Source organism: Tunturiibacter gelidiferens (assembly GCF_014201335.1).
Taxonomy (GTDB): domain Bacteria; phylum Acidobacteriota; class Terriglobia; order Terriglobales; family Acidobacteriaceae; genus Edaphobacter; species Edaphobacter lichenicola_E.
On sequence record NZ_JACHEB010000003.1, the window covers coordinates 513,112 to 534,291 of the forward strand.

The window sequence follows — 21,180 nt, forward strand, 5'->3', positions numbered from 1 at the left end:
GCTACTGCTCCTTTCGCGCGAGCACGACGGCTCCGAGAATGGCGACCAGGATCAGGATGGAAGTGACTTCGAAGGGGAGAAGAAGCTTGGTGAAGAGCAGGGTGCTGATCTCGGCGATGTTGCTGGTGACGTGGTTCAGATAGCCGCCGATGTTTGAGGAGCCGAGGGCGTGGCGCTCTGAGAGGAAGACGAAGCTGAGCAGGCAGAAGATCGCGGCGGCGCCTGGGAAGCCGACAATGTAGGCCGCGCGGCTGCCGTGGGTGCGTTCTTCTTCGCCGGCGTTGAGCAGCATGATGACGAAGACGAAGAAGACCATGATGGCGCCGGAGTAGACGATGACCTGTGAGGCGGCGAGAAACTCGGCTCCGAGCGACCAGTAGAGGACGGCGAGCGACATCATGACGACGACCAGCGAGAGAGCGCTGTTGATGGGGTGACGCTGCAGAAGGAGATTGATTGCTCCTGCTGCGGCCAGCCCGCCAAAGATGAGGAAGAGTGCCAGTTGCATGATGTTCCGCGATTCCTTTTTGGATCTCTTGAATCGTTTGAGACGCTTGAAACGGAGCAGACAGCGTTAGGGGCTATCTGCTGATTGTAAAACAGCTTGTTGCTACCTTCGGTGAAGCTAACTGCGTAAAGCCATGACCAGGCTGGTGACGACGATATTGGCCATGGCGAGCGGCAGGAGAAACTTCCAGCCGAAGCTCATGAGCTGGTCATAACGGAAGCGAGGCAGCGTGCCGCGCACCCAAATATAGAGCAAAAGAAAAAACAGAACCTTGGCGATGAACCAGAGTATGGGAAAGACTGCGGTCAGAAATGGGCCGCCGAAGTTGTCGGGGAGGAGATGACCGAGAGGACTGGAGGCGCCGCCGAAGAAGAGCAGGCTCGCCACACAGGCGACGGTGATCATGTTGGCGTACTCAGCCATGAAAAACATGGCGAACTTCATGGAACTGTATTCGGTGTGATAGCCGGCGACGAGTTCGGATTCAGCTTCGGGAAGGTCGAAGGGAGCGCGGTTGGTTTCGGCGTACGCAGCCATGAGGTAGATAAAAAACGCGACGAACTGGAAGCCACCGAAGACATTCCAGCTGAGCATGCCGTGGGCACTTTGGCTGTTGACGATGTCACGCAGGCTGAGAGATTGGGCGCGGAGGACCACGCCGACCAATGAAAGTCCGAGGGCAAGCTCGTAGCTGATCATCTGCGAGGTGGCGCGGAGGCTGCCGAGAAGCGCGAATTTGTTATTCGACGACCATCCGGAGAGCGCGATTCCATAGACGCCGATGGATGTGATGCCGAGGATCACCAACAGGCCGATGTTGAGATCGGCAATTTGAAAGATATCGACTCCCGCGACGTGCGTGACCTGACCGAAAGGCACTACGGAGATGGAGATGAGCGAACAGGCCAGCGCGATGATGGGAGCGATGATGAAGAGAGGACGCTCGGCTGCGATTGGCAGGAGATCTTCCTTGAGGAAAAGTTTGATGCCGTCTGCCATCGGTTGCATCAGGCCGAAGGGCCCGACGCGGGAGGGTCCCCAGCGGTTCTGGATGCGGCCCAAAAACTTTCGCTCCAGCAGGACTGTATAGGCGACCGCCATCAAAGTGAGGACGAGCACCACCACAACCTTGAGGATGCTGAGCAGCAGAAATGTCTGAAATGGGCTGAGGTGGCTCACGGCGGTCGGTTGGGCTCCTATAGTTGTGTGCGTCTGCTAGTTTAGTGTTTTTAGTCGGCTGCTGGTTGGATCTGGGTGAGTCCGGTTGGAGGACGAAGGCTCTCGTTGTGCTGCAGGTCGGAGAGCATGGTGGAGTAGCGGCCCAGGGTGCCCGAGGTAAACAGTGTATCGTTCGCTGGAAGGACGAGGTCGCGGCGGCTGCCGATTTGAACGAGGCCGTTGGAGGATGCAGCAGGTTGAAGATGCTGATCGTTGCCACTGAGCAACTGGAGACGCAGCAGGTTGTATCCCGGGACCAGGCGCTGGATCTCATCGAGAATGGCGAAGGGGTCGAATGGGCTGAGCTTAGGCTCCATGTTGTTCGCGGCGAGCCACACGGCATGGCGGTCTGCTTCGCCGGAATGAACACCGCGAGACTGGCCCATGTCGGCGCGAGTGCCCTTGCCGAAGGGAATCAGTTCGCGCATGTTCGCACCCATCTTGTCGGCGATGCGAACGATCATCTCGAAGTCGGTGCGGACACCGGCGCGGTCACCCGCCTTGCTGACTAGCTGAAGGTCGCCGTAGCTGTTGGTGACAGAACCGGATTTCTCGTAGAGATTCGCCGCCGGAAGGATGACATCTGCCAGTACGGCGGTCTCAGTGAGAAACATGTCCTGCACGACGACGAAGGTGTCCTTCAGAGAGGCTGGATCGATGCCGTAGCGGGAGACGGGATTGGATCCGACGACGTAGAGGGCCGAGAGATCGCCGCGTTCCGCTGCTTCAAAGATCTCGATCATGTCGAGGCCGGGAGCGGCAGGAGTGTTGTACTCGGCGAACGTGGTGTTGCCTGCGAGCGGGGTGTATCCGGGTAGCAGATCAGGAAGCAGGCCCATGTCGGCTGCGCCGCGAGAGTTGGCGTAGTCGGAGATCAAAGCAAACTTTGCTCCGGGGAGGGTAAGGCCAAAGTCGATGAGCTTCTTGAGGTCTTTACCGCGCAGCTCCGAGCCAATGAGGATTAGCAGATTCTCTTCAGCTTTGATGGCTTCGCGGAATGTCGTCAGAGCATCGGTGTCGCCTACAGCTTCGCTGCCTGCGGCGGCGTCTCCAGCGAAGTAAGAGGCGAGGGCACTGTAGCCGAACGGAGCGAGATGGAGAAAACTCTTGGCCTGGCGGCGGAGCTTGATCTCGGCTGAGTTCGCAACGTAGAGACGACCGCGGTGGTTGCGCACATTCGTGCGGATGTTCCACGCTGTACCGGGAGCCTGAATCGTGGGATCGCCGCCCACCAGCAAAATCGCTGATGCAGTGAGAGTGTCCCTGAGCGAGGCGGTGCGGTCGGTGTTACCGGCCAGAGACTGCGCGAAGGAAACATAGTCGGCTGTGCGGTGGTGATCGATGTTGTTGGTGCCGAGGACAGTGCGCGCGAACTTTTGCAGGAGGTAGGCTTCCTCGTTCGTCGTGCGGTTCGAGCCAATGACGCCGATGCTCTTGCCGCCGCGCGTGTCGCGGAGTTCGCGTAGCTTCTTTCCGACGTGGTCGAAGGCCGTCTCCCAACTTACCGGCTTCAGTTCGCCATTAGGCTGGCGAACGAGCGGCTGGGTGATTCGGGTTTCGTTGTTGGCGAAGTCAAATGCGTAACGGCCCTTGTTGCAGAGAAAATCGTTGTTGATTCCGGACTTGTCGCGGTTATCGCCGCGGACGATTTCGCTGCCGTCGGAGGTGGAGCGGACGCCGAGGGTGGTCTTGCAGCCGTCGCCGCAGTGGGTGCAGACGGTCGAGACGTGGTTCATCTCCCAGGGGCGAGTCTTGTATCTATATGTTCCAGAGGTGAGGGCGCCAACGGGGCATGCGTCGATGCACATACCGCACTGTTCGCAGTCCACGTGAGCGAGGTCGTCGGGTGACATCTGAGCAGGGACGTTGGGGGCAATCACCGAAGAGCTTCCACGAGCCTGGATGCCAAGGGCGAAGACGTCCATGCCTTCGCCGCACATGCTGATGCAGCGGTAGCAGAGGATGCAGCGTGGGCGGTCGTAGTAGACAACGGGCGACCACTTTTGCTCTTCGCGGTGGTGCTTTGGCTCGGCGTAGAAGCTTTCGGCGGCGCCGTACTTGAAGGTCATGTCCTGCAACTCGCACTCGCCACCAGCGTCGCAGACGGGACAATCAAGGGGATGGTTGCCGAGGAGTAGTTGCAGAGTAGCTTTGCGGGCCTGAGCGATTTCGGGAGTCTCAGTCTGGACGACCATGCCTTCAGAGACTGGGGTGGTGCAGGCGGTCTGGAGTTTGGGCATCTTCTCGATGCGGACGACACACATACGACAAGCGGCCTTCAGCGAGATGCCAGGGTAGTAGCAGAAGGCGGGAACCTCGATGCCGTTGGTCTTGCAGGCTTCAATGAGGAAGGTGCCTGCGGGGGCGGTGAGTTGTTTGCCGTCTACGGTGAATTTTACGTCTGGCATTAATGTGCTCCGACCAGTTGTTCTACGGTGATGATGGGGGTTCCGGCCTTGTTGCCTGCGATGTAGTCTTCAAACTCTTTGCGGAACTTCTTGACGAAGGCGATGGTAGGCATGGCTGCTGCGTCACCGAGCGGGCAGAAGGTGCGACCCAGCATGTTTTCGGCGAGATACTGAACGTTGTCGACATCCTTCTTGTTGCCGCCGCCGTTGTAGACGCGGGTGAGGGTCTTCTTGATCCAATCTGTGCCCTCGCGGCAGGGAATGCACCAGCCGCAGGATTCGTGCTGGTAAAAAGCGATGGTGCGCAAAGCGAATTCGACGATGGAGACGGTCTCGTCGAGCACCACAATGCCGCCCGAGCCGAGCATGGTGCCGGCCTTGCCCATTTGATCGAAGTCCAGGCCTACATCGATCTCTTCGGGCAGCATGACCGGGCAGCTTGAGCCGCCGGGAACGATGGCCTTCAGTTTTTTCCCGTCTTTTATGCCGCCTGCTACGTCATAGATCGCTTTACGGAGCGAGTAACCCATGGGAAGCTCATAAACGCCAGGCCGCTCGACATGGCCGCTAATGCCAAAGAGGCGTGTGCCCCCATTTCGCTCGCTGCCAAGTTTGGCGTAAGCCTCGCCACCCATCAGCAGGATGTGTGGGGCATTGGCGATCGTCTCTGCGTTATTAATGACGGTAGGCCCACCATAAAGACCAACCACTGCAGGGAAGGGTGGCTTGATGCGAGGCACCCCACGCTTGCCTTCGAGCGACTCCATGAGCGCAGACTCTTCGCCAACCTCATACGCTCCGGCTCCCGTCTGAGTGATGACGTCAAAGTCTACCCCGGTCCCAAAGATGTTCTTGCCTAGGAAGCCCTTCGCGTAAGCGTCGGCAACGGCTTTTTCGACGATCTTAAGCAGATAGCGGTACTCGCCCCGCAGATAGATGAAGCCGAGCTTGGAGCCGATGGCGAGACCGGCAATCATCGTGCCTTCAATGACGGAGTGGGGATCGTGCAGGAAGAGGACGTGATCTTTACAAGTGCCGGGCTCGGATTCGTCGCCGTTGACCAAGACGTACTTCGGCTTCTCCGATTGCTTCGGGACGAAAGACCACTTCATGCCCGTCGGAAATCCAGCACCACCGCGGCCGCGCAGACCACTGGCCTTCATCTCGTTGATGATCCACTCTGGTCCCTTAGCGATGGCTTCCTGAACAGCCTTATAGCCGTCGAGTTCAACGTACTTGTCGATGTCGGCGGCACCCTGGCCAAAGCGACGGGAGACTACCTTGACTTCATCGGGATGCGAGACGAGTGTTGGCATTTACTTCACGTCCTTTCCCTGGCCGTCGCGATACATCTGGAAGAGGACATCCACCTTCTCAGGCGTGAGGTCATCGTGGAAGTCGTAATTGATCTGAATAGCGGGTGCCCAGCAACAGGCTCCGATGCACTCAACTTCTTCCAGAGAAAAGACGCCGTCCGATGTCGTTTCTTTATGTCCGATGCCGAGTTTGTGTTTGCAGTGGTCGAGGATCTCGTAGCCACCACGGAGCATGCAGGAGATGTTGGTGCAGACCTGCACGTTGTACTTGCCTGCAGGCTTGGTGCGCAGCATGGAGTAGTACGAAAGCACGTTGCGAACGTCCAACTCCAGAAGGCCGATGCGTTCCGCAATCTCCGCGATCACAGCATCGGAGACGTAGCCGACCTCATCCTGCGCGTAGAGCAGCATGGGGACGAGCGCAGAGCGCCTGAGCGGGTAGATGGTAACGAGTTTGTCGAAGCGGGCGGCCAGCTCCGGCGAAAAGATCGTATTGGCTATTTCACTCACTCTGCATCATCTCCCGCGCCAGCCGTTCGGCGGCAAGGTCCATCTCTTCGGCGATACCGTTCAGTTTAACCGTTCCATCTTCCTGCATCTCGAACGTGGAACGACCACCGTCACTCAATTCCATCATCTCGTGCGTGAAGCGAAGCCATCGGCTTGCCACACGAAGTGTAATCTCTTCAGCTCCAACTTCGACTACTGCGTGATGCGTGCTATTCATTCCGTGGGCGGCGGCGTAAGACCGAAGCAGTGAAGCCCACGAGGTCCAAAGTTCAGCTCTGAGGCGTGCTTCGAGCATCAGAGGTTAGCGGTCGATCTCGCCAAGAACGATATCGATCGATCCGATGACGGCGACGACATCGGCGAGGAGACGGCCTTTGCACATGGTTTCAAGCGCCTGCAGCGTGGCGAATCCCGGGTTGCGCATATGCACGCGATAGGGCTTGGCGGTTCCGTCGGAGACGACGTAGTAGTTCATCATGCCGTGTGGCGCTTCGACGGAGCTGGTCGCCTCACCAGCAGGAACACCAAAACCTTCGGTCACAATCTTGAAGTGATGGATGAGAGATTCCATCTGGGTCTTCATCTGTTCGCGGTTGGGAAGGATGATCTTCGGTGCGTCCGCTACGATGGGTCCTTCGGGAAGACCGTCGAGAGCCTGAAGACAGATCTTGACCGACTCACGAAACTCCTGCATGCGGACTATGTATCGCGCCCAGACGTCGCCAACATCCGAAACCGGCACGTTGAACTGGAACTTCTCGTAGCCGGAGTAAGGCATGTCGCGGCGGACGTCGAAGTCGACGCCGGAAGCGCGCAGAGGCGGTCCGGTCACGCCCAAGGCAATTGCGTCTTCTGCCGAAAGGTGGCCGACGCCCTTGAGGCGGTTCATCCAGATCGGATTCGTCTGCAGTAGGCCTTCATACTCCTCTACGTGCGCGGGGAAGTTTTTGAGGAAGGTACGGATCTTGGCGTAGATATCTCGCGGCGGTTCGACGCTGAGGCCGCCGACGCGGACGTAGCTGGTCATCATGCGCTGTCCCGCTACTGCTTCGAAGATACGCAGCAGGTCCTCGCGCTCACGGAAGCAGTAGAGGAAGACGGTGAGCGCGCCGATATCCATGGCGTGGGTGCCGAGCCAGACCAGGTGCGACTGGATACGTGTGAGTTCGTTGAACAGGACACGAAGATACTGTGCACGCTCGGGAATCTCCAGCCCCAACAACTTCTCAACCGCAAGAGCGTAGGCGAGATTGTTGGTCATGGGACAGAGATAGTCGATGCGGTCGGTCATGGGGACTACCTGCTGGTAAAACTTCGCCTCGCAGGTCTTCTCGATGCCGGTGTGAAGATAACCAATGTCCGGGGCCAGCCCGACGATGGTCTCGCCATCGACTTCGATGACTAGCCGGAGAACGCCATGGGTCGACGGGTGTTGCGGACCCATGTTGATGATCATGGTCTGATCGCTGGGGGGAGGGTTCTGGCGATTCCGCGCTGAGTTGGCGATCAAGTCGTCAATGCCCGGGTTAATAGCATTAACAGGCGTCACTCCGGGAAGTTCTTCAACAGGGGGAGTCATTAGCGGTAGCCCTCCACGGGGTAGTCCTTGCGTAATGGATGCCCCTTCCAGTCTTCCGGCATCATGATTCGACGAAGGTTGGGATGGCCACTGAAGTGAACCCCAAAGAGGTCGAAGACTTCGCGCTCATAGAAGTTGGCGGCGGGCCATACCGAAGTAATGCTGTCGAGGGAAGGCCCCTCCCCATCGAGTCGAACGACAAGGCGAATCCGCTGCTTCAACTTGTGCGAAAGAATGCTGTACGAGATCTGAAAGCGCGGCTCGGAGGGGTACCAGTCGACCGCGGTGACATCCTCAAAGAAGTTGTAGCCAGCTTGTTGAACCGCCGTCGCCGCCGCGATGATGTTCTCGCGAGCCACAGTAATGGTGAGTTCGCCTCGGTCGAATTTGGCATCGGTTGCAAGGTCGGCGAGGGCCTTTACAGCCGCGTTCTCAGGATGCGCCTCGAAGACGGCCTGTTTGCCTTTGATGGCAGAGGCTGGATCGTACATTAGAGGTCCCCTTTATCGTTCGCCCAGTCCAAAATGCCTTTCTTCCAGACGTAGAACAGACCTACAGCAACGAAACCGAGGTAAACGAGCATCTCGTAGAAGCCGAACATGCGTGAGCCGGTAATGGCGGGTAGGCGACGGAAGATCACGGCCCAGGGAAGCATGAAGACGGCTTCGACATCGAAGAGGATGAACAGCATGGCGACCATGTAGAAGCGGACGGTGAAGCGGCCGCGCGCGTCGCCGATCGCGTCCATTCCGCACTCGTAAGCTTGGGCCTTGGTGCGTGAATTTTTATGTTTTCCAACGAAAAACGAGGCGCCCACCATGCCAACAGCAAGTCCGAGGGCGACCAGGACCTGAAGCACGAGTGGAAGGTAGTTCCAAATGTAGGGGTAACTGTGCATGGCCATCTTCGACTCTAAGATTGCGGCTGGCAAGTGTCAAGCGATTGTCGGGATGGTGTGCGGCTATCGAAGTAATGCTATGTACATATTGATCAAATGATTACCGAACAATGCGCTCACCAGTCCACCAATGCAAAGAAAGCTCCCGAAGGCGAGTCTTGAGGTCGCTCCAGCCCTGCCACGTGACAAAAGAACAGCCCCATAGACCGCAGCAGCCAGGGTTCCGACGAAGAGCGAAAGGATCGCCGGCCAGAAGCCAAGGAACGCGGCGATCATGGCGAGCAGCTTCACATCGCCAAGGCCCATGCCATCGCGATGACGGATCGCTCGATAGGCCCAACGGACAAGCAGAAGCAGAAGTGCGGCTCCACAGATGGCTGCTACGCGACCGAAGATGAGGCTCTCGGGGCCAGTGAAAAATAAATTGCCGTGGTCCGTGACGCCGCCTGGACTGGTGAGCTGAATGTGGTGATTGCTCAGGACGACCTGATCTTCGTTTGGCCCGAGGAAGAGCGCCTGCGTGCAGATAAGAAAGAGCGCAATGGCAATGCCGCCAAGCGTGAAGGAATCAGGGAGAGTCATGGTTTGCCAATCCATGACCATAAGCCCGATGAGCAGAAAGCCGAGGATCAGAAGTCCAGCTTCTTCGATCCCAAAGTTGATATACCAGCCGGCTAGATCGCGAGGGGGCGCTACACGGAAGGAGATGGTCCTGGCGATACTTATCGCTATTTGCAGAAACCAAACCGCGACAGCAAGTTCGACTAAGAGATAACGCCATGGAATTGCCGCCTGGCAATCGCGGCAGCGTGCTCTCAGGAAAAGCCAGCTAAGTATGGGAATGTTGTCATACCAGCGAATGGCAGCGCCGCATTGCGGGCACTTGGAACGAGGGCGGACTACCGATTGGTGTTGTGGAAGACGTGAAATGCATACATTCAAAAAACTACCGAAGAGAAGTCCGATGATTGGAAGCCCGATAATGCAGACCAGCGAAACGGTTTGAATAATGCCAGCTGTATCCACTGAATGAGTATACGGTTTTGCGACCGTGCCTACAGAACATGCTAAAAGCGGAAGTCCAGACCTAAGCCTCGTCAATCGAAGACTTTGCACTAAAAAGTATGGGTAGGCGCTATGCCTAGAAGTCCACGTGCATCCGGACAGATTCAACCAGCACGGGACCGCGGTCTTTGTTGTAGCCGGGATGATCTATGAACTGAAGGTCAAGCGCGTAGTAGAGTCCGCGCCACGCGTGCATGTTGTAGTAGCTTTCGAGGATGTCCTCGCGGGCATAGTTCAGGTTGCCGTCGCCCAGGAGAAAACCCAGGCCGCCCAGCTTCAGATACTCCTGATGATCTTTTTTGATGGCGTTCGAGACGAATGCCAATCCGACCTTGTCGTTAGGCCTGGACCACCTGCGGCCGGAGTAGTCGCCACCAAACTCTACAGTCTGATCGACTTCGGTATAAGCAAAAGACTCATGCTGGCCTTCGTTCCATCCGAAGCGGCCAAACATCCGTATGTTCTCGGTTAGCTCCTGTTCGAAGTTCAAGGTGAAGCCGTACTTCACCTCGCTGAACTTCTCAACGTTCTGGATGACTGGCCGCGTGCCCACCCCGGCAAGAAACTCCTTATTAGCGTCACGATACAAACCCATGTCAGCGTGGTTCACGTAGCTCAAGATGCGGAGAGCGCCTTTGCGTTCGGCCGGTTGCAGACTGCCCAGAAGCGATTTGCGAAGCTCGAACTCCCAGTTCTGTCCGCTGGCACGGCGCAGTGCCCAATCCAGATCGATGCCATTGGCCACGGTGGGCATCAGTGCGAGAGCGTATCGCGCGGACCATACTTTGTCGTCGTACTCGCTGACGACGCCGTAGGTGTAGCCCCGAGTGTCGGCGGCATAGTCCCAAGCGCCGTTATTGTCGACGGTCCAGTTCATGAACTGCAGGTGGCTATCGCTGCCGATGCTGTTGATGTCGAGAAAGTCGGGTAGGCTCATCTTGCCAACATGAAACTCCAGGCGGCGCTCCGGCACCTCGGTGGCAAGAGAAAACTGTGTTCGGGTGTTCGGTACCATCTTGTCGGTAAAGCCGATGGTCTGGTGAACCTGCGCGCGGGCCATGTAGGGCGTCGAACCAAGATTAGGATTGCGGACGACATCGAGATTGGTAAAGCCCGCGAGGCCCAAGGCTTCACTGTCGCCTCTGCCACCCGCGGACTCAAGATCAAAGAGGCCGTCCATCGCGAACTTTGGGTTACGGATCGCCTGCGCGGCGAGATAGAGCGTGCCAAGCAGAGAGGTCTTGTATTCGCCGCGCGGTAGCAGGCTGTTGGGACCCTGATAAGGGGAGTGAAAGGGCCCATGCGCTTGAAAGATAATGTTCGCCTGACCGCCGATGAGGAAACGTGAATCTTTCCAGTGCGGAAACATGGTCGGCGTCGTGTCGTCATCCGGGTCCGTCGATTTATCCGCCTCAACGGAGGGAGCCGGAGCGTCGATCTGTGGGGCCTGCGTGTCTGTTGCGGACGGGGCCTGCGCGGCCAGAATAAGGGGGGCTAAGAGCCACAAGATGTACGCGCCCACAAGCAGGCAGCTTCGGTTGAGGTTCCGTGTCATTGAACTGTTATCTTCAGGCCTGAAAGTGAACAGAATGCAAATTGTTCAGGCGAATGAGACCCTTTCGAAGGCGCGATGGTCCGGGGCGTGAATTGTTTTTGCTTGTTCCCTCGAGATAGTATACCCCGGTAGGGTACACAGGAGTTGAGTAAATGTCTCATACCAAATCCGCTCAAATTAAATTGCTAAACCGAGTCAAAAAAATCCGTGGTCAGATAGATCGCGTAGATCGTACCCTGGCTTCAGAGGATCATGATTGCGCAGAAGTGCTAATGCTGCTCGCGACGGCGCGTGGCGGAATCAACGGGTTGATGGCTGAGGTTCTTGAGGATCATATCCGGCTGCATCTGCTGCGGGATGGACACGCCCCTCTAACTCCGGAGTTAGGCGAAGATTTGATCGACCTAGTCCGGGCTTATCTGAAATGACAGAGATGCTTTGTCTTTCAACATCACGAGACTCAGCGCTTCATCGCTGCACTGAAACGTGACTCAGTTGGACTTCGCTCCAACGACGACCAAACCAATTCCAGCCAGCAACGCCACCGTGCTAAGGATAGGAGACAGTGGGAGCGTGTCCTGAGTTTTATGTGAGATTTGAACCGGCCCTGCGTCGACAACTTTCTTCTCGTGGGTAAACGAGAGTCCGCCGGTAGCGTACCCGATGATTCCAAGGACGATAAGGAGAATTCCAACAATGGTTGTTGCTTTCATAGGTCGACCTTTCTTCTTTGAGCGAGGATCGCGACTTCCAGCTCTGATGCCGACTACAACCTGTGCAGATGTATGTCGCTGCAGCTTTGCAGGCACACTTGCATGCAACCGAGCCTCGGAGTAATCTGCTTTTACACGGGAAAGGAGGATGGTCCAGCCTATGAAAATTGACAGTAGTAGTTGCACAACAATACGTGAGGTGACTGAGGCTTAGAGCGTCCATAGCTCTAGTCCTGGCGGTCTTTGTAGTCGAAAGTCCACGCCGAGGCCAAGTCCGAGTATGGACGCCTCAGGTCAATCTCAACAGTTCACCGCCAGACGGCTCGCTGCTCTCTTTAGAGTGCGAGCCGTTTGCGTTTTACCCGCATCCTAACGGTAGGATATTAATCATGAAACCTCTGGTGATTGCAGGACGAGCCTTTCAGTCGCGGTTGATCGTTGGTACAGGAAAGTACAGAGATGGCGCTGAGACCCAGGCTGCCATCGAAGCCTCGGGAGCTGAGATGGTGACCGTCGCGGTCCGCCGGGTTAACCTCGACCGATCGAGTGAGTCTCTCCTCGATTTCATCGATCCCAGGCGCTATTTTCTGCTGCCCAATACGGCCGGGTGCTACACCGCGGACGAGGCGATTCGCGCTGCACGTCTTGGGCGCGAGGTGGGGCTGTCGGATTGGGTCAAGATCGAGGTCATTGGGGATCAGCAGACGCTCTATCCCGACGTGCAGGCGACACTCGAGGCGACCCGCGTACTGGTCAAAGAAGGCTTTACCGTGTTGCCCTATACCTCGGACGATATTGTCTTCGCCAAGCGGCTGATCGACGCGGGTGCAGCGGCCGTCATGCCTCTCGGTGCGCCCATTGGCAGCGGGCTCGGACTGCAGAATACGGCCAATCTGCGCATTCTGCGGGAGCTGATCACTGAGGTCCCGTTGATCGTAGACGCAGGAGTGGGAACCGCCTCCGATGCTGCCGTTGCAATGGAGTTGGGATTCGATGCCGTATTGATGAACACCGCAATCGCAGTCGCCAAAGACCCTTTGTTGATGGCCGAAGCCATGCAGCATGCGGTTTTGGCGGGGCGGCAAGCCTTTCTGGCAGGCAGAATGCCGCGCAAGCTTTATGCCACCGCTAGTTCGCCGCTTGAAGGAATTTCTCGCTAGTGAGCAACAATCCTGCGGTGGACTCAACTTCGATAGTCCGAAGCTGCCGCGAGATGCAGTAAACTTCGCCCATGCGAGTCTTCGGCATTGATTGCGGAACGGAGTTTACCGGCTACGGGGTCGTGGAGGTAGATTGCGACGCCCGCATACCGCGTCTCGTTCACCTTGCTGCCGGTACGATTCGGCTCAACAAGAAAGAGAAGACACCGCAACGGCTCGCGCAGGTTTATGCCGAACTGACGGCACTGATGACCCTGCATCAGCCCGAGGTCATCGCTATTGAAGAAGTTTTCTTTTCGGCGAACGCAAAGTCTGCGCTCAAACTTGGCCAAGTGCGGGGCGTAGCGATGTTGGCAGCAGCAACCTGCGGGATGCCGGTGGTCGAGTACGCCCCGCTCTCGATAAAAAGCTCGGTGGTTGGCTACGGATTGGCCGCTAAAGAACAGGTGCAGTTCATGGTCAGGCGTCTGCTGAACAACGAAGACGCCTTTGACTCCGCGGATGCTGCAGATGCGCTTGCAATCGCGATCTGTCACATTCATACTGCGCAGACGCTTCAACTGCAGGGCGCGCGCTGATGAGAGCAATAGCGCGCATGGTGCTCGGCACTGCACTCTCTTTATGTTTCAGTTTCGTGGCCACTGCTCAAACGTCTGAAGTGCCTACTCCGCCCGTCACCACGAGTTCGCCTGAGGTTAGCTTCAAGTTCGACCGCGTAGGATTGCCGGTCCCACAGTTCACTCTGCGGATCCATGAGAACGGTGTGGGAACCTATCAGGCGGATCAGGCAGAGATTCCAGCAACGCCGACAGCGATGCGAGGCCAAGCAGCGCAACACGTCGACCGGCCAATCAATCTGACCTCCGGCACCGTTGCAAAGATCTTCAAGGATGCAAGGGAACTGAATCGCTTCAATGTTGAATGCGCTTCAAAGGCTAAAAATATAGCCGATACGGGCACCAAGACGCTCACATACGCCGGTTCGGATGGGTCGGGATCATGCGTTTACAACTATTCCGAGAACAAGACTGTTCAATCATTGACCGACATCTTCCTTGGAATCGTCTCCACGTTGGATGAGGGCCGTAAGCTGGAGTTTCTGCATCGATACGATCGTCTCGGCCTCGATGCGGAGATAAACTCCTTCGCGGATGAGGTGAAGGAGGGGCATGCGATCGAGTTGGGGACGATCTCGCCGACGCTGGCCGCAGTTGCAGACGACACTGCAGTGATTCAGCGCGTTCGACTAAAGGCCGCAAAGATGCTGGAGCTGGCGGCTGAGGGCAGCCATTGAAGATTCAGTAAGCCCTGCAGGTACAGTCAGTTCAGTTGTTACGAAAGACGAGTTGCGACAGAGACCGGTAAAGCTCTGCCATCGGCTCCAGTGCAAGCGATTCGGCACGTGCCTGCGCTGGAATACTGGCGGGCCACGTGGCGGAGAGTTGTTCGGCAGTGTGTCCCGCGGCGCGAAGATTGTTCTGCAAGGTCTTGCGCTTCTGTGCAAAGCACTGCTTCAGAAATTTGTTGAACCCTTCAGGATCTACTCCTAACTCAGTAAACCGTTGCGCGAAGTGAAGTCGCAAAACTGTAGAGTAGACGTCGGGAGGCGGCGAGAACGCGGACGGCGGCAGAGTAAAAAGGTGGTCGACCTGTGCGTTCATTTGAGCCGTCGCAGAGAGTAAGCCATAGTCCCTGACTCCGGGAGCAGCCGAGACACGATCCGCCACCTCTCGCTGCATCATCAGAACGGCGCGTGCGAGAGTGCCTGCGCTCCCAACCGCGAACAGTTGCAGCAGAATATCCGAAGTGATGTAGTACGGCAGATTGCCGATCACGTCCGCCGTCTCCCCTGTGGGCACGAGCGATTGCAGGTTTGTCTTCAACACATCGCATTCAAGAACCTGTACCTGCGGTTGGTCGCGAAAACGGAAGGTCAATTCGGCTGCAAGTGCCCGGTCGAGTTCCAATGCAATGAGCTTGTAGCAACGTCCTGCCAGAATGTCGGTAATCGCCCCATGACCGGGGCCAATCTCGATAACGGTCCGCTTGCTAAGATCACCAAGAGCATCGACGATAGCGTGACGGGCAGTGTCGTCGACAAGAAAATTTTGTCCCAGCTTCGGCTTACGTTTCATCTGCATCCAATGTTTGCGGTTTGTTCCTGTGCTCTTCTATAGACTAACGGTTTGGTTGGAAAGATAAGGACGAAGGTATGCATATTGTTTTCGCGGCGTCGGAGTGTTCCCCCTGGGCAAAGTCGGGCGGTATGGCGGATGTGGTGAGCGCACTTCCCCGTGCCCTGGCCAAACTTGGCCATCGTGTGAGTGTTTTTCTGCCCTACTATCGTCAGGTTGCAAAGGCTGTGCCGAAGCCTAAGGTTGTCTTGCCTAGTATCACGATTCCGTTTCCTTCGTATAACCGCTTCGTTCGGATTCTTGACGGAGGTATAGCCGGAGAAGTTCAGACGTATTTCGTCGATTGCACCGAATTCTTCGATCGCGAAGAATTTTACGGCACGCCCTCCGGCGACTATCCCGACAACGCGGAACGCTTCGGACTTCTCTGCCGTGCTGTCATAGAAGCCTCAAAGATACTCGGCGTTCCAGACGTATTTCACGTGCATGACTGGCAGGCGTCGATGATTCCGATCATGTTGGGATCCATCTATTATTTCGATCCAGTCCTTCGTCACGTTCCCACAGTTCAGACCATTCACAATGCCGGTTTTCAGGGGTGGTTTTCTCCACGAACCATCGAAAAGCTGCTTCTGCCCTGGGATTTGTATACGGTTGACAAACTCGAACACTTCGAAAAAGTTGATTTCTTGAAAGGCGGCGTCGTGTATGCCGATGCCATCACGACGGTGAGTCGGAAGTACGCCGAAGAACTTCAGACGACCGAGTTTGGAAACGGACTTGATGGAGTGTTTCGGAAGCGAAGCGGAGATCTCCTCGGAATTACAAACGGCATCGATTCTGACGAATGGAATCCTGCGACCGACTCCCATATCGCGGCCCACTACACGGCACAAAACCTCGCGGGAAAAAAGGAGTGCCGCCGCGATCTGCTTCACGCTTTTGGATTCGAAAATGTCGGCGATGACACCGCCGTTATCGGAGTCGTCTCCCGCTTCGCCACGCAAAAAGGCTCCGACTTCATTGTCGAAATCATGGATCGGCTGGCGAAGGAAGACATGGTGTTGGTGATACTGGGTAGTGGCGAAGAGTACTACGAGCGTCTGTTGGTAGAGATGGCCGAGCGCCATCCCGCAAAGGTGCGCGTGCAGGTGAAGTTTGACAATGTTATGGCGCACAAGATCGAAGCCGGCGCCGATATCTTCCTTATGCCCTCCCGCTACGAGCCTGGCGGCCTGAACCAGCTCTACAGTCTCAAGTACGGAACTATTCCTGTCGTCCGCGCGACGGGCGGTTTGGACGACACTATAGACGAACAGCCAAACGGCGAGGGCAATGGCTTCAAGTTTTGGGGCTATAGCGCGGACGCATTCCTCGAGGCAGTTCAACGTGCTCTCGGAACCTTCCGCAACAAGGAGCAGTGGACGGCAATGATGTTGCGGGGAATGATGCAAGACTTTTCATGGGACAAGCCGGCCGCCGAATATGTGCGCGTCTACGAGCGTGTCATCACCAATCGCAGTTAGGCGGTTCGTCTTCGTTGCAATAGATAATGCAGCGGAACTCCCAACAGGATGATGCCAGTTCCGATGACGGAGTTCCGCGGCTGATCTGCAAATGAAAAGACCAGCAGCACAGTCGCCGCAAGAATGAAGAGGGCGGGTAGCACCGGGTACCCCCATATGCTGTAGGGGCGAGCAACATCTGGCTCGCGATGGCGGAACACAAAGATCGTGCTCGCGGTCAGCATGTAGAAGAGCCATTCACCGAAGATGGCCAGCGAAAAGAGCGCCTGAAACTTGCCGATGGCCAGCAGCAGCAGTGAACTCAGCACTGCCTGGAGGATCAATGCTGCGGATGGTGTTTGAAATCGTGAACTAACGTGCGCCAACTGCTTGAAGAAAAGCCCGTCGCGGGCGGCTGCAAACGGCACACGTGCTCCGGAGAGCGAAGATCCTACAAAGGTCGCGCAGATACTGACTGCCATCCCGATCGACACCAGTGTTGCTCCCCATTGTCCGGCGACCAGGCGCATCGCGTCGGCGGCGGGTCGATCCGCAGTGGCAATTGCTGCTGCGGGCAGTACATATTGAATAGCCGCATTGGTCAGCATGTAGAGCGCCCCGACGATGGCAACGCCTCCGACCAATGCCAGCGGCATGCTCCGTTGTGGCTTCTGCACCTCGCCAGCCATGGTCACGACGTCGCTCCATCCGTCATAGGCCCAGAGAGCAGCGACTAGCGCGATCATGAAACCGGTAAAGCCTCCGCGCGCTCCCGTAAAGTTAGTGCTGAAGTTTTGCCACGATCCATGCGCGCCGGCTGCTCCGAAACAGAAACCTGCGATTACGACAATCAGCGCACCTTTGAGCCACGTGAGCAGAAGCTGTACATTGGCGGATCTTCTCGTCCCGATGATGTTGAGACCAGCAATCAGCCAAGTCACCGCGATAGCGAAGATCTGCCCCCAGTACAAATGCAGAAAGGCTGGCTGCGCGAAAAGACTGAAGAATGCAAAGGTGCCCAGCACCCGCGCCAATCCTGCGGCGATGGTAGCAAGCGATGCGGGTTTGGCTACCGTGATTTGCGTCCACATATATAGGAAGCCGGTAAGGTCTCCGTAGGCCTCGCGAAGGAAAGCGTATTCGCCGCCATAGCGTGGTCGCGCAGCAGCGATCTCGGCATAGGTCATTGCGCCGAAGAGCGAGAGCAGACCACCCACGATCCACACGACGTAAACCATGCGGGACGAGCCGACCGCCGCCATCATCTCTCTGGGCACCAAAAAAATCCCGCTGCCGATAATGATGCCCACGACAATGGAGGTTGCGTGGGATGCGTTCAAAACGCGAGGCAGCTCAGACTGGCTTTTTGGCATCGGTTTTGGGAGAGTAGCATACCCGCGCTGTCATCCCGCAAATAACTGCAGCTTCCACGGCGTCCGACATTTCAGACGGGCTGGGCGCTAGTTGAGATCGAAACGAGATATTACAACTCGGGTGGGGCGCAATAAAACATCTTACTTATAAGATGAGAGACGAACTTTCCTGGAGTGAACTATGGACTGGACACCTGGTGGCGGACTCAGTGGGGACATCGAAGACAGACGTGGTTCCTCTGGCGGAGGCGGCGGAGGCTTTGGCGGCGGTGGGATCGGCATCGTCGGCTTTTTGTTCCTTCTAGTCATCAGCCTTGTCACAGGACGTAACTACATCGGCAGCTATCTGTCTGGGCATAGTGCGTCTCCCTCCACACAGCAGAGCGCACCTTCCGCAGGCAATCGGCCGGTGACCTCTGAATCTCCTCAAGAGAAGAGAGCGGCGCAGCTTGTCTCCTGGACGCTGGACGATGTGCAGAATACCTGGACGAAGCTTCTGCCCACGCAGACGGGAAAAAACTACCAGCGCTCCACTCTGGTGTTATTCCGCGGACGAACTTACTCAGGCTGCGGTACTGCTCAGTCGCAAAGCGGTCCGTTCTACTGCCCGGCAGATGAAAAAGTCTACATCGACCTTAGTTTCTGGGATGAATTGAGACGGCTCGGCGGCAGCAATGCGGACTTCGCTCAGGCCTACGTCGTTGCTCACGAGCTAGGCCACCATGTGCAGGATCTTCTCGGCATCGAACGACAGGTCAGGCAGCTATCCGCCCAACACCCATCGGAGAGAAATCGTCTCTCCGTGGATCTTGAACTTCAGGCTGATTGTTTCGCCGGTGTGTGGGCGCACAGCACGGCGCAGCGTAACATCGTTCACGACTCTGATATCGCGGCTGGTCTGCAAGCAGCAGCCTCGGTTGGCGACGACCATATCCAGCGCCTGGAACGAGGGACGGTAAGCCCTGAGAGCTTCACTCACGGATCTTCCGCGCAACGCGTTGGCTGGTTCAAGCGTGGTTTCCAGCAGGGAACCATCGCAGCCTGCAACACCTTCAAAACTGGCGGTGCAGTTCCGCCGACAGACAGCGCTGAGTAGCCTCAGGAAGCTTCGTTCAACACGGGAAGTACCGCTTTGCCTGAAGCTTCCGCTGCAAAGTAGTTACGAATCTTCTCCGCAGTCGCTGTATTCACCACTGCAGTGAGCGCGTCGGGTCCAGCCTGCTTGATCCCACGCACGCTGCCGAAGTGTTCGATCAACCGTTGCCGGGTTCTCGGCCCAACACCAGGTATTGCGAGCAATTCGCTGTCGCGGTCGCGCATCTGGCGTCGCTTGCGATGGTAGCTCACGGCAAATCGATGACTCTCATCGCGAATTTTCTGCATCAGGTGCAACACCGGAGAGCGTCGATCCAGCACCACAGGTTCATTCTCCTGCCCGTATACGTAGATGATCTCTTCCCGTTTTGCGATTGAAGCAAGAGGCTGCAGTGTGACGCCGATCTCCTCGAGCGCCGAATACGCTGCATGCAACTGTCCGAGCCCTCCATCGATCAGGATCAAGGAAGGGAAGGGCTTCTTGTCTTCTTGCAGCCGTTTGTAACGGCGTTGAATAACTTCGCGCATGCTGGCAAAATCATCGACGCCCGTGACTGTCTTCACCTGAAATTTTCGGTAGTCGGACTTTTTCATCGCGCCATCTTCCCACACAACCATAGAAGCCACCGTTTCGGCGCCCTGAATGTGCGAGATGTCGAAGCATTCGATCCGGCGCGGTAGCTCTTCCAGCGTGAGCGCGTCCTGCAACGCCTCTTGAATCGCTTTCATACCCGGCTGCAGCACTCGGAACCGCTGATCGTACGACTGCTTCGCATTTTGACAGACAAGATCGACGAGCGAGCGCTTTTCACCACGTTGCGGAGCAAGAATCTCAATGCGTTTGCCCGTCCGCTCAGTGAGTGCCTCCGCCAAAAGCGCCCGATCGGGAAACTCTACGGGAACGAGAATGGACCGTGGCACATAACTCTGATCGAGATAAAGTTGCTTCAGCAACGCGGAAAAAAACACCGCCGGACTGAACGCCGCTCCGAGCTCCGACACGGCAGCATGCTGGACGACGGGAATGCCCTCTCCAATCTCCGGCGCGGTAGTCGCAGGATCGGGTTCCATGCGCGGCAGCGCCTCCAACTCATCCAACTCCGCAATGGCCTCCGTCACCGCATCCGGCGCGGATTCCGGGAGATCCTCCCAGAAGAAGTCGCGCCGGTCCACGATCTTTCCGCTGCGCATGTGGAACAGGTTCACCGCCAGCATCTCGTTCTCGAAGTGGTAGCCGAAGACGTCGGCGTCTTCATTATCGGTGCCGGCCATTCGCTGTTTGTCCTGCATCTGGTGTACGGTGACGATTTGATCGCGCAGGCGCGCAGCCGTCTCGAACTGCTCCGCCTCCGCCGCAGCCTCCATCCGTCTAGTCAGTGCCTGCTCGAGTTCATTCGGACGCCCCTCCAGAAAGAGCTGTACGTCGCGAATGGTTTCGCGGTAAGTCTCCGGCGTCGTCAGTCCCTCCAGGCACGGCCCCAGGCAGCGCTTGATGTAGTACTGCAGGCACGCCCGCGGATGGTATCGCGATAGATCGACCTTGCAGCTTGGAATCAGGAAGCTGCGATGGATCAGATCGACGAGCCGATACGCGAGGTTTCCTGGAAAGTAGGGACCGTAGTAGGCCCCGCCATCCTTGCGCAATCGGCGGGTCACGAAGACCTTCGGATAGCGATCGTTCATCGTCAGCTTGATGTAGGGGTAGGTTTTATCGTCCCGCAGCAGGATGTTGAAGCGCGGCTTCTTCTGCTTGATGAGGTTGTTCTCGAGCGCTAGCGCCTCATGCTCATTCGCGACCGTGATGTACTCCACATCGACGGCCTCCCGCATCAGGGAGCCTGTTTTGGCGTTGGCCTGCGAAGCCTCCAGAAAGTAGGAACGCACCCGCGCACGCAGGTTTTTCGCCTTACCCACATAGATAACCTCACCCTCGGCGTTTTTATAGAGATAACAACCAGGCTGGGTGGGGAGAGTTCGAATTTTCTGGTGAAGATCCATGCGTGTCGATCAAAGTCCGCATCTTAGTGTAGATGCAGGTTTATAAATCTGCGTGTGCACAGGTTTGCTCAGTAGATTTGACGCGGCAACCTATCAAAAGTTCCCGGATAGCGCTTACAGGGAGAGTAGTCCAAACGTGCCGAT

At 56.8% G+C, this 21,180-nt stretch carries 21 protein-coding genes; 6 read left to right on the forward strand and 15 right to left on the reverse strand.

Annotated elements, in window-relative coordinates; all coding sequences use genetic code 11:
* Position 1: 1 nt before the first annotated feature.
* From HDF14_RS08390 to HDF14_RS08440, 11 genes are all read right to left on the reverse strand, one after another.
* Positions 2 to 508, reverse strand: a complete 507-nt coding sequence (locus HDF14_RS08390) for an NADH-quinone oxidoreductase subunit J family protein (RefSeq protein WP_183975395.1) — start codon at positions 506 to 508, stop codon at positions 2 to 4.
* Positions 509 to 625: 117 nt separating this feature from the next.
* Positions 626 to 1,687: an NADH-quinone oxidoreductase subunit NuoH gene (gene nuoH, locus HDF14_RS08395; RefSeq protein ID WP_183975397.1), complete on the reverse strand. Its 1,062-nt coding sequence runs from the start codon at positions 1,685 to 1,687 to the stop codon at positions 626 to 628.
* Positions 1,688 to 1,737: 50 nt separating this feature from the next.
* A complete protein-coding gene (locus HDF14_RS08400; protein WP_183975399.1) occupies positions 1,738 to 4,134 on the reverse strand; it encodes a molybdopterin-dependent oxidoreductase in 2,397 nt (798 codons plus the stop codon).
* On the reverse strand, positions 4,134 to 5,450 hold the full coding sequence (gene nuoF, locus HDF14_RS08405) for an NADH-quinone oxidoreductase subunit NuoF (RefSeq protein WP_183975401.1): 1,317 nt from the start codon (positions 5,448 to 5,450) through the stop codon (positions 4,134 to 4,136). The genes HDF14_RS08400 and nuoF overlap by 1 nt, the downstream gene beginning before the upstream one ends.
* A complete protein-coding gene (gene nuoE / locus HDF14_RS08410) occupies positions 5,451 to 5,960 on the reverse strand; it encodes a complex I 24 kDa subunit family protein (RefSeq protein WP_183975403.1) in 510 nt (169 codons plus the stop codon).
* Positions 5,953 to 6,255, reverse strand: a complete 303-nt coding sequence (locus HDF14_RS08415; RefSeq protein WP_183975405.1) for a transcriptional regulator — start codon at positions 6,253 to 6,255, stop codon at positions 5,953 to 5,955. The genes nuoE and HDF14_RS08415 overlap by 8 nt, the downstream gene beginning before the upstream one ends.
* Before the next feature lie 6 nt (positions 6,256 to 6,261).
* Entirely contained in the window at positions 6,262 to 7,539 is a 1,278-nt protein-coding gene (nuoD, locus tag HDF14_RS08420) for an NADH dehydrogenase (quinone) subunit D (protein WP_183975407.1), read from the reverse strand.
* Positions 7,539 to 8,030, reverse strand: coding sequence for an NADH-quinone oxidoreductase subunit C (locus HDF14_RS08425; protein WP_183975409.1), 492 nt, complete (start codon positions 8,028 to 8,030; stop codon positions 7,539 to 7,541). The genes nuoD and HDF14_RS08425 overlap by 1 nt, the downstream gene beginning before the upstream one ends.
* Positions 8,030 to 8,437, reverse strand: coding sequence for an NADH-quinone oxidoreductase subunit A (locus HDF14_RS08430; protein WP_183975593.1), 408 nt, complete (start codon positions 8,435 to 8,437; stop codon positions 8,030 to 8,032). The genes HDF14_RS08425 and HDF14_RS08430 overlap by 1 nt, the downstream gene beginning before the upstream one ends.
* Positions 8,438 to 8,500: 63 nt before the next feature.
* On the reverse strand, positions 8,501 to 9,463 hold the full coding sequence (locus HDF14_RS08435) for a prepilin peptidase (protein WP_313899519.1): 963 nt from the start codon (positions 9,461 to 9,463) through the stop codon (positions 8,501 to 8,503).
* A gap of 115 nt (positions 9,464 to 9,578) precedes the next feature.
* Positions 9,579 to 11,057: a carbohydrate porin gene (locus tag HDF14_RS08440; RefSeq protein WP_183975411.1), complete on the reverse strand. Its 1,479-nt coding sequence runs from the start codon at positions 11,055 to 11,057 to the stop codon at positions 9,579 to 9,581.
* A gap of 152 nt (positions 11,058 to 11,209) precedes the next feature.
* Here HDF14_RS08440 and HDF14_RS08445 point away from each other — a divergent pair, with 152 nt between their 5' ends.
* The gene (locus HDF14_RS08445) at positions 11,210 to 11,485 is read left to right on the forward strand and encodes a metal/formaldehyde-sensitive transcriptional repressor (protein ID WP_183975413.1); all 276 of its coding nucleotides are present in this window, start codon (positions 11,210 to 11,212) and stop codon (positions 11,483 to 11,485) included.
* A gap of 63 nt (positions 11,486 to 11,548) precedes the next feature.
* On the opposite strand, the gene HDF14_RS08450 is transcribed toward HDF14_RS08445, so the two are convergent.
* A complete protein-coding gene (locus tag HDF14_RS08450) occupies positions 11,549 to 11,770 on the reverse strand; it encodes a DUF3185 domain-containing protein (RefSeq protein WP_183975415.1) in 222 nt (73 codons plus the stop codon).
* Positions 11,771 to 12,159: 389 nt separating this feature from the next.
* On the opposite strand from HDF14_RS08450, the gene HDF14_RS08455 reads away from it, so the two are divergent.
* From HDF14_RS08455 to HDF14_RS08465, 3 genes are all read left to right on the forward strand, one after another.
* Positions 12,160 to 12,930 carry a thiazole synthase gene (locus HDF14_RS08455; protein ID WP_183975417.1) on the forward strand — a complete coding sequence of 257 codons (771 nt, stop codon included), beginning with the start codon at positions 12,160 to 12,162 and terminating at the stop codon, positions 12,928 to 12,930.
* 71 nt (positions 12,931 to 13,001) lie between these two features.
* Complete coding sequence (gene ruvC, locus HDF14_RS08460) at positions 13,002 to 13,508, forward strand: crossover junction endodeoxyribonuclease RuvC (RefSeq protein WP_183975419.1); 507 nt, start codon at positions 13,002 to 13,004, stop codon at positions 13,506 to 13,508.
* Positions 13,508 to 14,224, forward strand: a complete 717-nt coding sequence (locus tag HDF14_RS08465) for a hypothetical protein (protein WP_183975421.1) — start codon at positions 13,508 to 13,510, stop codon at positions 14,222 to 14,224. The genes ruvC and HDF14_RS08465 overlap by 1 nt, the downstream gene beginning before the upstream one ends.
* Positions 14,225 to 14,255: 31 nt before the next feature.
* Here HDF14_RS08465 and rsmA read toward each other — a convergent pair whose 3' ends face one another.
* Positions 14,256 to 15,071 (reverse strand): 16S rRNA (adenine(1518)-N(6)/adenine(1519)-N(6))-dimethyltransferase RsmA, encoded by an 816-nt coding sequence (gene rsmA / locus HDF14_RS08470; protein ID WP_183975423.1) that lies wholly within the window; start codon positions 15,069 to 15,071, stop codon positions 14,256 to 14,258.
* A 71-nt stretch (positions 15,072 to 15,142) separates the two neighbouring features.
* On the opposite strand from rsmA, the gene glgA reads away from it, so the two are divergent.
* A complete protein-coding gene (gene glgA, locus HDF14_RS08475) occupies positions 15,143 to 16,591 on the forward strand; it encodes a glycogen synthase GlgA (RefSeq protein WP_183975425.1) in 1,449 nt (482 codons plus the stop codon).
* Here glgA and HDF14_RS08480 read toward each other — a convergent pair.
* Positions 16,588 to 17,910: an APC family permease gene (locus HDF14_RS08480; protein WP_260698118.1), complete on the reverse strand. Its 1,323-nt coding sequence runs from the start codon at positions 17,908 to 17,910 to the stop codon at positions 16,588 to 16,590. The two genes, glgA and HDF14_RS08480, sit on opposite strands and share 4 nt — an antisense overlap.
* Positions 17,911 to 18,124: 214 nt before the next feature.
* Between HDF14_RS08480 and ypfJ the strand changes: the two genes are divergently transcribed.
* Positions 18,125 to 19,039: a KPN_02809 family neutral zinc metallopeptidase gene (ypfJ, locus tag HDF14_RS08485; RefSeq protein WP_183975429.1), complete on the forward strand. Its 915-nt coding sequence runs from the start codon at positions 18,125 to 18,127 to the stop codon at positions 19,037 to 19,039.
* A 2-nt stretch (positions 19,040 to 19,041) separates the two neighbouring features.
* On the opposite strand, the gene uvrC is transcribed toward ypfJ, so the two are convergent.
* Positions 19,042 to 21,036 (reverse strand): excinuclease ABC subunit UvrC, encoded by a 1,995-nt coding sequence (gene uvrC, locus HDF14_RS08490; protein ID WP_183975432.1) that lies wholly within the window; start codon positions 21,034 to 21,036, stop codon positions 19,042 to 19,044.
* Positions 21,037 to 21,180 lie beyond the last annotated feature (144 nt).

Excerpts from the sequence above, each read along its gene's own strand:
- HDF14_RS08390 (WP_183975395.1), bottom strand. The coding sequence starts at position 508 with ATGCAACTGGCACTCTTCCTCATCTTTGGCGGGCTGGCCGCAGCAGGA.
- HDF14_RS08400 (WP_183975399.1), bottom strand. The coding sequence starts at position 4,134 with ATGCCAGACGTAAAATTCACCGTAGACGGCAAACAACTCACCGCCCCC.
- nuoF (WP_183975401.1), bottom strand. The coding sequence starts at position 5,450 with ATGCCAACACTCGTCTCGCATCCCGATGAAGTCAAGGTAGTCTCCCGT.
- HDF14_RS08415 (WP_183975405.1), bottom strand. The coding sequence starts at position 6,255 with ATGCTCGAAGCACGCCTCAGAGCTGAACTTTGGACCTCGTGGGCTTCA.
- nuoD (WP_183975407.1), bottom strand. The coding sequence starts at position 7,539 with ATGACTCCCCCTGTTGAAGAACTTCCCGGAGTGACGCCTGTTAATGCT.
- HDF14_RS08425 (WP_183975409.1), bottom strand. The coding sequence starts at position 8,030 with ATGTACGATCCAGCCTCTGCCATCAAAGGCAAACAGGCCGTCTTCGAG.
- HDF14_RS08430 (WP_183975593.1), bottom strand. The coding sequence starts at position 8,437 with ATGCACAGTTACCCCTACATTTGGAACTACCTTCCACTCGTGCTTCAG.
- HDF14_RS08440 (WP_183975411.1), bottom strand. The coding sequence starts at position 11,057 with ATGACACGGAACCTCAACCGAAGCTGCCTGCTTGTGGGCGCGTACATC.
- HDF14_RS08445 (WP_183975413.1), top strand. The coding sequence starts at position 11,210 with ATGTCTCATACCAAATCCGCTCAAATTAAATTGCTAAACCGAGTCAAA.
- HDF14_RS08450 (WP_183975415.1), bottom strand. The coding sequence starts at position 11,770 with ATGAAAGCAACAACCATTGTTGGAATTCTCCTTATCGTCCTTGGAATC.
- HDF14_RS08455 (WP_183975417.1), top strand. The coding sequence starts at position 12,160 with ATGAAACCTCTGGTGATTGCAGGACGAGCCTTTCAGTCGCGGTTGATC.
- ruvC (WP_183975419.1), top strand. The coding sequence starts at position 13,002 with ATGCGAGTCTTCGGCATTGATTGCGGAACGGAGTTTACCGGCTACGGG.
- HDF14_RS08465 (WP_183975421.1), top strand. The coding sequence starts at position 13,508 with ATGAGAGCAATAGCGCGCATGGTGCTCGGCACTGCACTCTCTTTATGT.
- rsmA (WP_183975423.1), bottom strand. The coding sequence starts at position 15,071 with ATGCAGATGAAACGTAAGCCGAAGCTGGGACAAAATTTTCTTGTCGAC.
- glgA (WP_183975425.1), top strand. The coding sequence starts at position 15,143 with ATGCATATTGTTTTCGCGGCGTCGGAGTGTTCCCCCTGGGCAAAGTCG.
- ypfJ (WP_183975429.1), top strand. The coding sequence starts at position 18,125 with ATGGACTGGACACCTGGTGGCGGACTCAGTGGGGACATCGAAGACAGA.
- uvrC (WP_183975432.1), bottom strand. The coding sequence starts at position 21,036 with ATGGATCTTCACCAGAAAATTCGAACTCTCCCCACCCAGCCTGGTTGT.